Below are 13378 nucleotides of genomic sequence, written 5' to 3' on the forward strand. Positions count from 1 at the left end.
TGGTTTATGAGGGGCAAAGATCCGCTGTGCCTGAGAAAATAAAAAGGGCCAATTTGGCCCTTCACAGTCTAATCTTATACGGCTTCAGCCGCTTTCTTCGCGAGGTATTCGTCGTACGTACCATGGAAGTCGGTGATCTTACCGTCTTTAATTTCCCAAATACGCGTTGCGAGTGATGAGACAAATTGGCGGTCGTGCGATACGAAGAATAACGTACCTTCGTATTGTTCAAGTGCCAAGTTGAGAGACTCGATTGATTCCATATCCATGTGGTTCGTTGGTTCGTCCATTAGTAGGATATTTGGCTTATGCATCATGATTTTACCAAATAGCATACGGCCTTGTTCACCACCTGAGATCACCTTAACTGACTTTTTGATGTCATTTTGAGAGAACAGCATACGGCCAAGGAAGCCGCGTACGACTTGCTCATCATCGCCTGGCTGTTGCCACTGTTCCATCCATTGGAAAAGATCCAGATCTTTTTCAAATTCGTCAGCATGGTCTTGCGCATAGTAACCAATATTGGCGTTTTCTGACCATTTATACTCACCTGCTTGCGGCGCTTTACGGCCTGCTAAGGTGTTGAGTAGTGTCGTTTTACCGGCACCATTTTCACCGATGATGGCAACTTTCTCGCCGACTTCAACAAGGCCATTTAGGTCAGAGAATAGGGTGTCGTCATAACCTTGTGATAGTGAGATAAGCTCAAGTGCGTTACGGAATAGCGGCTTTTCCTGCTCAAAGCGAATAAATGGATTTTGACGACTTGATGCTTTAACTTCTTCCAGTTGGATCTTGTCAATTTGCTTAGCACGAGATGTCGCTTGCTTCGCTTTTGAGGCGTTTGCAGAGAAGCGCGAAACGAACTGCTGTAGCTCAGCGATTTGCGCCTTTTTCTTAGCATTGTCTGACAACAGGCGCTCGCGAGCTTGCGTCGCAGCAAACATGTATTCATCATAATTACCTGAGTAAATACGCAGATCGCCATAGTCGATATCCGCCATGTGTGTACACACTGAGTTTAAGAAGTGGCGGTCGTGCGAGATGATGATCATAGTACAATCACGCTGATTCAATACGTCTTCCAACCACTTGATAGTATAGATATCCAAGTTGTTGGTTGGTTCGTCTAAGAGCATGATATCTGGCTCTGCAAATAATACCTGTGCAAGTAGTACACGCAATTTCCAGCCAGGAGCAACTTCTGACATCAAGCCATAATGTTGCTCGGTTGGAATACCCACACCGAGGAGTAATTCACCCGCTTTTGCTTCTGCGGAATAGCCATCCATTTCAGCAAATTGCGTTTCAAGGTCGGCAACACGCATGCCGTCTTCTTCGCTCATTTCTGGTAATGAGTAAATGCGATCGCGCTCTTGCTTGATTTCCCACAGCTCTTTATGACCCATGATCACTGTGTCTACAACCGTATATTGCTCGTAGGCAAATTGATCCTGATTTAGCTTAGCGATGCGCTCGTTTGGATCGTAGTTTACGTTACCTGCACTTGGCTCTAGCTCTTTGCTTAGGATTTTCATAAAGGTGGATTTACCGCAGCCGTTAGCGCCTATTAGGCCATAGCGGTTGCCGTCACCAAACTTAACGGAAATATTCTCAAACAGTGGTTTTGCACCAAACTGCATAGTGATGTTGTTACACGAAAGCATAAATTTGACTCATTACTGACAATTGCGGCGATCCTATCATTTATGGGTGACAAATGATGTAAAAAGTTTGGCTAACTCACACATTACTTTTGCAGCTGATATAGCAAAGACCTAGGCGTTGAAAATTTATCGCCATAAGATGTTTTGTTTACGATTTTATTAAATTTTATTTACCAATTGGGTGGTTGAATGTTAGCCTGTTTTAATGCGAAAGGATGGTATAAAAAACTAACTCTGGTGAACAAGGATGAAAATAGTTGAAGAAAAACATAATTGGTTGATTGACCAACAAATCGATGAGCTGGAAGTCTTACCACCCCATACCACAACCGCTCATTTACCGTCAGAAATTAGAACGCAACTAAAGCCTCATGCCAGTGATTGGATAGTATTGCAACAAAGACATAATTGGCGCCATGTTAAGCGTGACGAATTTACTCGTGTTTTTATAAAGACCAAAAAGGGCTTACAAAGTGTAAGGTCTGGCAGTGCTGCCGGTTCTAGAGAGCAGCTAATCATCGTTAAACGCAAGTCTTATTTCAAAGCAGAGATTAGAAACAATGCCTTTACAAGCAGTGGTGGGGTTGATCCTAATCAGCCCATTGGCGCAAGCCAATTAGACCCGTTAACACCGGTTGAACAGGTATTGGCCTCGATTAACGTCGATAAATCACCTGAGGTGGCTGAAAAGCGCATATTGGTGTCGCTGGAAGGGGAGTTGGCGGTGAGTTTTGTGATCCTAGGTGCTAATACTCCCACATTGTCCAGAGCTTCTGAAGGGACAACACAAACGCCTTTGATATTCGGCAAGTTGAGTGAAGATGGTCGCTATAGTCTAAAAGCAAAAATCTTGGGTGTGCCGGAGCAGGTGCTTTTTAACAATGTGCCCTATGCAGACCTACTTGATATAGAAAAAGTAAAAGCACTTAAGATTGGCGCTGAGGGTGGAGTGCAGCTGATTAAACACAGAGTGTCAGGTGAGGGTAATGTACACCTATATTTTATTAGCGAGCCACCGAGTATCGGGATCTTCTTTGATGGTACAGGCAACAACAAGTACAACGATATTTTGGACCCATTTGATGATAAAGAGCCGACGAATATCGCTAAGCTCCATGAGTTGTATGAAATGGATGATAAATTTCATTTTAAACATTATGTCGAAGGCGTAGGCACTAAGGCAGGAGAAGATAATAGTACAATTGATTTAGCCGTTGCCTACTCATTTGATGAAAGGTTGATAGAAGTCATAGATGTAATCGAGACGTTCATTAAGAGTAAAAGCTCAATTAGTCTTTGTAGCACGGTATTACTTGATTGCTTTGGCTTTAGTCGAGGCGCTGCGGCAGCAAGAGCACTTACTAATTTAGTCAATAAAATGAGGGAGAACCAGGATGCTAGACTAGCCGATAAAGAAGTGGTATTTCGCTTTGTTGGGGTTTTCGATACCGTCGCGTCTATTGGAGGGGATGGAGATAATGATCATGGTGAGCTGTATGCGAAAGATGAGTTAGACGATGCGGTTAGACTCGATCTTAATCAAGCCAGTGCAGGGGCTGTATATCACTTAACGGCTTGGGATGAGCGGCGTGATAAATTCCCACTAAGCTCATTAAAAAATAAGGATGGTAGTTTGTTTGCTAACCATAAGGAAGTCTACTTGCCAGGTGTTCATTCTGATATTGGAGGCGGGTATGCCCCTATCAGTATTGATATTGAGTATCCTTTAAAGCGCATTCGTGGTATTCCCGGAAATCCAGAGCATGAAGCAAAAGTGCAACAAGCGAAATTAGCAATTGAACATAAATATCAGTGGCCTGGCATTAATGTGGATATGGTCTACCGCTTTAAAAGGCTAAGGTATGGTGCTAGTCGCTCGGGAAGAGATAAGGATTTTTACACCACATACCGGCCTGTTTGGAGACGTAAAATAGATAATACCCTTGCCCATTATGGACTGCACCAAATGTATAACGAGGCGATTCAACATGGCGTTCCGCTAAAAGAAATGGCGCGTCTTCAAAGTATCTACCCTTATGAACTTAGCAACAAGGTCGCAACTTTGGTACCTAAAGCTCTTAAAGCTGGGCCAGCAAGCCAAGCTTGGCAGAAACTATACGAGCATTATATCCATATTAGTTCTAGGTATTCGGGATTTACAGATAAATTGGCTCACGGTGAGGAAACAAAAGCAAAGTACGTGACTGAAAATGGACAAAGGGAAATGTTTTACAATAATGCAAAAGCGCTACCGCAGGTACAAATTTGGAAAGCATTTAAAAATGGAAATAAATCAATTTGGAGAAAAGGATGAACAATAAGTTCTATACCGTTTTATTGGCAGCAATACTGCTTTGCAGTTGCTCTTCAAGTACAGAATTGGATAAGTTGCGGATTGGTGTATCTTCTTACGAAAATAGTGACCTTATGGTTAGATTAGTGTTTGATGATAAGTTTTCTCCACCAGCAGGCTCAATAGGTTGTTGTTGGGGTAATGCTAATGCAAATAGTACGTTTTGGGGAGCTGAAATCCCGCATAAAGTGAAAGCGCAGTGGTGGGATTATAAACAAGGAAGGCATTACAACGCTGAGTTCAGTGTACAACGTGATAAAGCATACAAAATCGCAAAAAACCTGCCTAGTATTACCTTCCGCACGGGAGAGGTAAAGGAAGATCTTGTCCCTCAGATTATCTTTGGTTTTGGTGAAAAGGGTGAAGTAAAAATGTGGATTTCTAATGCACCGTTTGATGGCGTCGAAGGACGAATTTTAGAAGAAATTGGTTCGGCACAAGCGACTTGGGAACCCTTTGAATTAACCGATGAAATGTTTAATTAGATAAGTGCCCACAATCCAAAGTTAATATCTAAAACAAATGAGACTAGGGATGTTCGAATTGGAGAAAAGGATGTTCAATAAGCTCTCTACTGTTTTACTGGCATTAATACTGCTTTGCAGTTGCTCTTCACATACCGAGCTAGCACAGTTGGATATAGGTATTTCAGCTTATGAAAATAGTGACTTGATGGTCAAAATAGTGTTTGATGATAAATTTTCTCCACCTGCAGGAGCGATAGGCTGTTGTTGGGGAAATGCTCAGAAAAAAGGATCGTTTTGGGGTGCTGAAATCCCACATAAAGTGGATGTTGAATGGCGAGACTACAAGCAAGCAAAACTCTACAGAGCTTCATTCAAAGTTCAGCGGAAGAAAGCCTACCATATAATTGACGAATTGACTCCTGTTACATTTGCATCAGGACGTGTTGATGATGATGTGAATCCATTCATCATTTTTGGGTTTGGTGAAAAGGGTGAAGTAAAAATGTGGATTTCTAATGCACCGTTTGATGGCGTGGAAGGACGCATTTTAGAAGAAATTGGTTCGGCACAAGCGACTTGGGAACCCTTTGAATTAACCGATGAAATGTTTCGCTAAAAAAGTGAAAACTAGGCGTTTTATCTTGGTACTTTCTGCATGGTTGTTTACATCGGTTTATCGAATTCCACCGAAATAAATTGCTATTTGGCGCTATCTTGGGTCACATTACTGACCGCAATTAAAATAATATAACATTTAGGATTGGAATATGCGTGTTAAAGCTATCTCCGCGGCCATGGTGTTGGCCTTTTCTCAGTACGTTGCTGCCGATGAAGGCATGTGGCAACCACATCAACTACCTGAACTTGAATCTATTTTAAAGTCTAAAGGACTAGAGATTGATGCTAAGTCAATTTCAAAACTCACTGAGTTCCCGATGAATGCGGTGATTAGCTTAGGTGGCTGTACGGCGTCATTTGTCTCTCCTAAAGGTCTGGTTGTGACAAACCATCACTGTGCATACGGCTCTATTCAATACAATTCAACAACAGATAACAATATTCTTGAGAATGGCTTTTTAGCAAAACAGCCAAGTGAAGACTTGCCGGCGGCACCGGGCTCACGCGTTTATGTGACAAAAGAAGTGTCGAACGTAACGGATAAAGTTAATGCTGGGACGGACTCACTGACCGGTAAAGCACGTTTTGATGCCATTGACAGTAAGCGCAAACAGCTTGTTGCCGAGTGTGAGCAAGATGAAAGCTATCGCTGTAATGTTTATACCTTTCATGGTGGATTGGAATATTACCTCATTAAATCGCTAGAGATAAAAGACGTCCGTCTGGCATACACGCCAGCGATGGGCGTGGGCAAATATGGCGGCGATATAGATAACTGGATGTGGCCTCGTCACACTGGCGACTTTGCTTTTTACCGTGCATATGTGGGTAAAGATGGTAAACCCGCTGAGTTTTCTAAAGATAACGTACCCTACAACCCAGAGTCATTCTTGAGTGTGAGTGCAAAAGGCGTGCAAGAGGGCGACTTTGTAATGGTGACGGGTTATCCGGGTCGTACCAACCGTTATCGCATTGCTTCTGAAGTAGATTATGTGTTTAACACGGTTTACCCCATGGTACGTAAACATAACTCAAAGTATGTGGCACTAATTGAAGAAAATGCACCAGAAGGGTCGCAAGCTCGTATCGCCTATGAAAGCACCATTGCAGGTTACAACAACTACATCAAAAACTTTGGCTCTATGATTGAAAGCTTCAAAAAAGGCAGTATGTATAGCCGCAAGCAGCAATTTGAGCGCGATCTTAGCACTTGGATTAATGCCGATGCAGACCGTAAAGCAAAGTATGGTGCTGTACTAAACGAATTGAGCGAGTTGGTTGCTCAATCTCAAGCTCATTATGAGCGTGATATGATGGTTGGCTATATCCACCGTTCGCAAATGATGTCTACTGCGCGTAAGCTTTATCGCTTGGCGGTTGAAAAACAAAAGCCTGATGCTGAGCGTGAGAGTGGTTATCAAGAACGTGATATGCCAAAAATCAAAGCGGGGCTTCAGCGGATGACGCGCCGCTATGATGAAACAGTTGATAAAGCGATTATGCTTTACTTCATGGAGCTTTATGCAGCCTTGCCAAAAGAAGCGCGTTTAACTGAAGTCGATAAGCAGCTTCAACTCGAAAGCGGCTTCAATAAAGCAAAACACCAAGCGCTGCTAGATGAGATGTATGCTAACTCTAAGCTTGCTGATGAAAAAGCCCGTCTTTGGATGTTAGATTTAGAGCTTGAGCAGTTAAATCAAAGCTCTGATCCATTCATTAAATATGCAAAAGCGATTTTTGCAGTGATGAAGCAAATCGAAGATGAAGAAAAAGAATTGGCTGGTAAGCAGCAATCTGCACGTCCAGCTTTGATGGAAGCCATTATTGCTTACAACAAGTCGCAAAATAAGCCAGTTTACGCAGATGCTAACAGCACACTCCGTGTCACTTACGGTACGGTAGGTGGCTACTCACCGCAAGATGGCTTAGTGGCAACGCCATTTACTTCGCTTGAAGGGTTACTGGCTAAAAATACCGATGTTGAACCATTTAACGCGCCGAAAAAGCAACAGCAGTTGATCCGCGAAAAAGTATATGGTCAATATACAGGTGGCATGAATACCGTACCGGTGAATTTCCTTTCTAACGTGGATACCACAGGTGGTAACTCAGGTTCGCCTACCTTAAACGGGAAAGCGGAGTTAGTAGGTTTACTGTTTGACGGTGTATATGAAAGCATTATTGGTGACTGGGATTACGATAAAAACCTAAACCGCTCAATTCATGTTGATTCGCGTTACATGTTATGGGTAATGGACAAGGTTGATAATGCACAAAACCTGTTAGATGAAATGAAGATAGTAAAGTAGGTCGACCTTTAGGTCGACAATCCCCCCAACGTTTAAAGGGTAGTCTTTGGGTTTAAAGGGTACCCTTTAGGTTTAAACGTTAGTCGGCCTAAAGGCCGACCTACGGGTGATATCAATTTTTCGAAAAATAATGCCGGCCATGAGGCCGGCATTATTATGTTACTTTGCCATTAACTGGCGGATATACTTCACCGGAGCACTACCAAAGCTTAAGAACTCTTCGTGGAATGTCTTTAAGTCAAATTCCTTTCCAAGCTTTTGTTTTTGCGTTTCACGAAAGTCGTAAATTTCGCGATAACCAGAGTAATAGCTGGTTAATTGTACTTGGCTCAAGGTTGCACGGCGCCATTTACCTTCGGCTTCTGCACGCTCTTGGAAAGCCCCATTCATCAGCAGATCTAAGCCTTCTTCTTTGCTTATTCCTTTTACTTGGATACCGTAATCTAGGATAGTGTTACAGATCACACGTAGATTCCACTTGTAGTACATTAACCACATTTCAGGCTCAAAGTTACCATAGCCTTCTTCTAGCATCATGCGCTCAGTGTATACTGCCCATCCTTCAATCATCGCGCCATTGCTTAAGATACTCTTCACCAAAGACGGAGATTCGTTAGAGTAAACCAACTGAGTGTAATGGCCTGGCACGGCTTCATGAATATTTAGGATCTGCAGGATCCAATGGTTGTATTCACGTAGATACGATTCAGCTTGCTCGTCGCTCATTGAGTCCAGCGGAGACACGTTATAATAGGTGTTCTCCTTTTTGTCGTATGGGCCCGGAGCACTGATTGAAGCGCCAGCAAAGCCGCGCATATATTCAGGCGTTTCGCGAACAACTAGCGGCTTTTCAGGGTCTAGCGTGATGAGATCCTTTTCCATCACAAACTTTTCAAGCTCTGGAATTTGCGCCTTGATTTCGCTCACAAAGTTTTCACGCTTTACGTGTTTGACTGAAAGGTGCTTGATAAGCGTGGCAATCGCATCAATGTCAGATTTTGGGCGTGGCTTGTCAGCAAAATACGTTGGCCAGAGTTGATCAACAATCTTAACCATTTCATTAGTAACACGGGCTTTGTCGGCCATTGCCTTTTCATACATTTGCTTGGCGGTGTAGCCAGACTGAATATCAAAGGCAAATTTTTCTTCGTACAGCTTCTCACCAATTCTAAATGAGCGCGCATTACCGTTTTCGCTTAACTCTTTTTCAAGGTTGCTAAGGTAAGATACATATCCATTGATGGCAGATTTCGCGGCAGCGAAGCGCTGCTTGAATAGGGCTTTTTCCTCGGCTGTTAATAATGAAGTCGCGAGTTTATCAAGCAACTCGTCGTTTAATACACTAAATGCGCCTTGGTTTTGTGCAATCGCAAGCTGAGTATATTCGAGCGTTGGATTGTTAATATTGTTTTGTGCTGCTTCATAATACGCTGGCACATATTGAAGACGTGCTAAAACGAGCTTGAGCTTTTCGTCATCCGTTTTAAAGCGGCTATTGAGTATCGTCGCAAAGCCATAAGAAACATTGTAGTTTGACGGATTCCACTGCCAGCTTTTGAAGGTTTCAATATGCCAGATATCGCGTTTTAGGCGATTTTCAATCAAGTGATAATCGATTTTTTGACTATTGCTTAAGTTAGCAAGGTCGAACTGTTGTAACTTAGCCAGTTGCGCCAGAGAGAAGGCAACACTTGCATCACGAGTCGCTTGGGTTGGTACAGTGATAATATCGTCGTACTTGCCAAAGCCTGCCCAGAGCGACGCTTCTGGGTACTGTTTCCATAAGTCATTGATAAATTGCTGAGAAAAGTCAGCGAATTGTGCATTTGTTGCTACTGTTTGCTGTGAAGCTGAAGGCGTCGTCTCGACAGACGAAGGAGAAAGTGAGCAGCCAGTCAGGCCCATTGCCATGGCTAGCGCCATGCACAAGGCAGTCTTTTTCATTATTGTGTCCTATTTAATGGTTTTCGCTATCATAACAAGATTTTGCTTTATTTGCTTTGTCTGGCTCATCCAACCACACCGCACCGTTAGCCTCTTTGGCAACGATGTCATCGGGGTTGTAGATAGGGCATGATTTCATCGACAAACAGCCACAGCCAATGCAACCATCGACATAGTCTCTTAAACGTTGCATGTAAGCGATTTTTTCGTCCAGCTTTGCTTGCCAGGCTGTAGAAAGTTTGGCCCAGTCCGCTTTAGTTGGTGTTCTTGAGTCGGGCAGAGTATCAAGGGTTTCTTTTATCTCCCCTAGGGTTATCCCCATTTTTTGGCCAGCTTTAATAATGGCAATTCGACGCAACACATCCTTTTTATAACGGCGTTGATTACCGTTATTACGCCAACTGCGAATAAGCCCTTTGTTCTCATAGAAATGCAGTGCAGACACCGCAACGTCAGCTCTATGGGCAACCTTACCTACACTGAGGTTCGGCTCGTCTCTTAATAATTTTTCAGTTTTCATAAATTAGTACTTTACCTTAACTTAAGGTGAGGTTTTAAGGTAGCACCCAACTTATTATTAGTGCAACTGGAATTGAAGATTATGAAAACAGTCGTTATTTACTCAAGCTCAAACCCCAATGGAAATACCTACCAATCTGCAAAGGCACTAGCAGAAGAAAAAAGAGCTGAGCTCATCTATTTAGACCGTTATAAAATTGGTGAGTATTGCTACAAACACTCTCACAGTGATGATGACTTTGTTAACCTTTTTAGATGGGTACTTGGTTTTGAGCACATCATTTTTGCATCCCCCGTTTATTGGTATGCAGTGACACCCAGAATGAAGGCATTTATCGACAGAATAACCGACTTTATGGACATCGAAGCACTAAAGCCTGAGCTTAGAGCGCTACGTGAAAAGCAGTTTTCGATTTTATCAACCTCATGCCAAGAGAAAGCACCGGCACCATTTACTGAGATGCTGGTGGGAACCTTTGAATATTTGGGTATGAAATTACAAGAGCAGCGTCATGTTCATTACCCTTATGCTGATTAATCGCTGTGGATTTTGTTAGGTGGGGTTGTGTGGCGATGGCTTTTAAAGATCGCTGCGTAAAGCAGCTCCTACTCCGAAGTAAAACCAGTCTGGTAGGAGACGGTTTACCCGCCGAGCAGTTTGTGACTGGCGCGCTAACCCCCCCCTTGCTACCCGACATTTCTCAGCGGAAGTACGCACTTCCGCCTATGCGAATAGGTGCAAGGTCACACCTTGAATTCATTGACTATTTGCGAGAGTCGTTGTGACATTTCGCTTAATTGCTGGCTCGACGCTTTGGTGTGTTCAGCGCCAAGGGCGGTTTGGTTTGCCACTGTTGCGATACCACTGATGTTGTCAGTCATGTCATTAAGATCTTCGGATTGCTTTTCACTCCAAGTGGCGATATTAACGTTAATATCATGCACGGTTGCGATGGAGAGGTTGATTTGTTCTAGTGCGTGCTTACATTCTTGGCTCACTTTGAGGCTTTGTTCGGATGCTGCACGGCAGCTCTCCATTTCTTCAACGGTTGTGGCGACGCCATTGTGCAGTTTATCAATGATCGCTTGAATGTCATCGGTAGATTGTTGCGTACGCTGGGCCAGTGTTCTTACCTCATCGGCCACTACGGCAAAACCGCGACCTTGTTCTCCTGCTCTCGCAGCCTCGATGGCCGCATTCAATGCTAATAAGTTAGTTTGATCTGCCACTTTTTTAATGACATCAAGTACTGCACCAATCTCGGTCGATGACCGTTGTAGTTCGAGCACAGCTTGTTGCGCTGAGTCGACGCTACGAGAGGCATGCGCTATGACTGCCACATTTTCGTCTACATGCGTCAGCCCTTGGGTCGTCAGTGTGGTTGTCTCTGTCACTTTATCAAGCGCACGCTTTGACTCATTATTGACAGCTTGTGCCACTTGATTAAGCGATTGCATGCGGTTTTGCAGCGATTCTGTTTCACTGTTTTGTTGTCCAATACCAGCTTGGATCTGCTCGGTAATACAGGATAATTCCTCTGCTTGGGAAGCCAAAGAATGGGTGTTTTCGTTGATATCATGCAGTACATCACGAAAATGCGAGTTCATTTTATTAAATGCGATAGCCATTTGGGCAAGCTCGTCTTTTCCGTGGCTTTTCAGTGCAATGGTGAGGTCTTTTTGCGCTGAAATAAGTCCCATAGTGCGGGTGAGCTTATCCAGTGGCTTGGTAATATTTTTGCTGATCAAGCTAGAGAGAAAAATAAGTAATATCGCATAGCCGAGCGTTTCAGCAGTCATCAACATGAGCCGGTCATAAAATTGCTCTTCAACGTCTTGAAGGTAAATGCCTGTTCCAATTGCCCAGTTATAGTGCCCTAAGTTAGCAATATAAGAGAGCTTGCCCTCAAGCTCCTTTGTCCCCGGTTTTGGCCATTGATATTGGGCAAAGCCTTGTTGATTTTGATTCGCAATGACGACGAACTGGCTGAATGCTTCGCGAATAAAGTGTTCATGATGGTGAGTCATTGAGGTGCCATTGAGCAGTGGCTTAATGGGGTGTGTTACCATATTCCCATCTAGGTCAAATAAGAAGAAGTAACCTGCATCACCATAGCGTGCGGCATCAATGAGCTTTTTTATTTTTTCTTGTCTTTGTTGTGGGGTGAGCGAGGCCTCGGTGGCAACCATATTAAGTTGTGCAATTGTGGTTTCCATTAAGTTTTTTGCATTAATACGTCTTTCTTGCGTTAAGCTGTCTCGTAAAACGAGTGCTGATGAGAGTTGCACAAGGGTAATGATCACGACAGACAAAAGCAGACTGAGTCTGAGTTTATTGGGCACTTTCATCAAACCTAAGAGTTTATTCAGCTGCTTCATGAGTTCCTCTAGTAACAAAGAATTAGTTAAAGTGACAGCGATGTCAGTTGGCGAGGATCATACTTAGAACGAACCAAAAATAAATAGCATGAACAAAAGATGAATAAGGTGTTAAGCCGTGCAGACGGCTATCTAATTGATAGTTAATAAAAATGTTAACATTCACGTTTTGTAAATAATTGTGAATGAGAACTATTTCCAATAAGTGTGTTTAAGTATTTTGTCTTAGAGAAGGATGAAGGTTAGAGGTAGATTAAGGAAATTTGATATAGATCATTGCAGATATCGCTTGAATCGAATAGCGACTTTGTTATACTCGCTGCGAATTTTCAGTTTAGACTGAAAGTTCTGAACTAATCAATTCTATCAAGATAAAAACATCAGGATAATCTGTGCCACTGTTAAGCTATGCTCGACAAACTGCTACTACTGACGACACAACCTATCAAGGTTGTGCGATGACGCGTGCGCAGTTATTTGGTCGTATTTTCAGTGTGTTAAGCGCATTGATGATGTTTAACGCGGCATTATTATTCACTGGCATGCTAGGTGATGTAGCTGAATTAGAAGCACTTTTTGCAGATAATTCACTACCTGACTCTGTTTTGGCGATGCTCGGAGAGTTTTTGGCTCAGCCTATCTTGTCATTGCAATTATTGACAGGTCTTTATTGGTTAGTTTTCCATACTATCTTGCCTACACGCGCTGGCGTTGTCCTGCGTAAAACGGCATTCGCCTCTACTGAGGCTATTCAACCTCAACCGGTGCCTAGCGCACATGGTTGTCGTGCTCCTCCTTTTGGGTACCGCTGTCTGTTTGCGTAATCGCAATATTTGAGTCCAGTGCGTTTGATTTACGCGATTTGGATCAGCAGTCAGCAATTCAGTTTCAATTACATTAATCGGCTACTTACAGTCCTTTTAGGGCGAATTGTAAGCTTAGTAAATGTGATTGTCCGTTTACTGTATCGATTATTTGGTAAATGGTTAGTGACTGGTATCAAAGGAGCTTTTCCCTTCACTAATGCATTTTCCCTGATGGATACAGTGCAATTCGAACTTGTGCAGCATAGCTTGCACAAATAGATACTCAGCGTGCTTGATAAATAAGCCGCAGCTT

At 43.1% G+C, this 13378-nt stretch carries 10 protein-coding genes; 6 read left to right on the top strand and 4 right to left on the bottom strand.

Annotated features, from left to right (window positions below):
* Positions 1–74: 74 nt before the first annotated feature.
* Positions 75–1670 (bottom strand): ABC-F family ATPase, encoded by a 1596-nt coding sequence (locus PNC201_RS06515; protein ID WP_010375453.1) that lies wholly within the window; start codon positions 1668–1670, stop codon positions 75–77.
* A 247-nt stretch (positions 1671–1917) separates the two neighbouring features.
* Here PNC201_RS06515 and PNC201_RS06520 point away from each other — a divergent pair, with 247 nt between their 5' ends.
* From PNC201_RS06520 to PNC201_RS06535, 4 genes are all read left to right on the top strand, one after another.
* Positions 1918–3984, top strand: coding sequence for a T6SS phospholipase effector Tle1-like catalytic domain-containing protein (locus tag PNC201_RS06520; RefSeq protein ID WP_102056547.1), 2067 nt, complete (start codon positions 1918–1920; stop codon positions 3982–3984).
* Positions 3981–4508, top strand: coding sequence for a hypothetical protein (locus PNC201_RS06525; protein ID WP_102056548.1), 528 nt, complete (start codon positions 3981–3983; stop codon positions 4506–4508). Before PNC201_RS06520 ends, PNC201_RS06525 begins: the two co-directional genes overlap by 4 nt.
* 70 nt (positions 4509–4578) lie before the next feature.
* A complete protein-coding gene (locus PNC201_RS06530) occupies positions 4579–5106 on the top strand; it encodes a hypothetical protein (protein ID WP_102056549.1) in 528 nt (175 codons plus the stop codon).
* A 151-nt stretch (positions 5107–5257) separates the two neighbouring features.
* Positions 5258–7417 (top strand): S46 family peptidase, encoded by a 2160-nt coding sequence (locus tag PNC201_RS06535; RefSeq protein WP_102056550.1) that lies wholly within the window; start codon positions 5258–5260, stop codon positions 7415–7417.
* A 159-nt stretch (positions 7418–7576) separates the two neighbouring features.
* On the opposite strand, the gene PNC201_RS06540 is transcribed toward PNC201_RS06535, so the two are convergent.
* Together PNC201_RS06540 and soxR are read right to left on the bottom strand one after the other, a co-directional pair.
* Positions 7577–9361: a DUF885 domain-containing protein gene (locus PNC201_RS06540; protein WP_102056551.1), complete on the bottom strand. Its 1785-nt coding sequence runs from the start codon at positions 9359–9361 to the stop codon at positions 7577–7579.
* Positions 9362–9374: 13 nt separating this feature from the next.
* Positions 9375–9881: a redox-sensitive transcriptional activator SoxR gene (gene soxR, locus PNC201_RS06545; RefSeq protein WP_102056552.1), complete on the bottom strand. Its 507-nt coding sequence runs from the start codon at positions 9879–9881 to the stop codon at positions 9375–9377.
* A gap of 81 nt (positions 9882–9962) precedes the next feature.
* Between soxR and PNC201_RS06550 the strand changes: the two genes are divergently transcribed.
* Entirely contained in the window at positions 9963–10418 is a 456-nt protein-coding gene (locus PNC201_RS06550; RefSeq protein WP_088530936.1) for a flavodoxin family protein, read from the top strand.
* A 206-nt stretch (positions 10419–10624) separates the two neighbouring features.
* Here the strand turns inward: PNC201_RS06550 and PNC201_RS06555 are convergent, their stop codons facing one another.
* Positions 10625–12259 (bottom strand): methyl-accepting chemotaxis protein, encoded by a 1635-nt coding sequence (locus PNC201_RS06555; protein WP_102056553.1) that lies wholly within the window; start codon positions 12257–12259, stop codon positions 10625–10627.
* Positions 12260–12651: 392 nt separating this feature from the next.
* Between PNC201_RS06555 and PNC201_RS06560 the strand changes: the two genes are divergently transcribed.
* Positions 12652–13083 carry a hypothetical protein gene (locus tag PNC201_RS06560; RefSeq protein WP_102056554.1) on the top strand — a complete coding sequence of 144 codons (432 nt, stop codon included), beginning with the start codon at positions 12652–12654 and terminating at the stop codon, positions 13081–13083.
* Positions 13084–13378 lie beyond the last annotated feature (295 nt).

It is taken from the genome of Pseudoalteromonas sp. NC201 (assembly GCF_002850255.1).
Classification (GTDB): Bacteria; Pseudomonadota; Gammaproteobacteria; order Enterobacterales; family Alteromonadaceae; genus Pseudoalteromonas.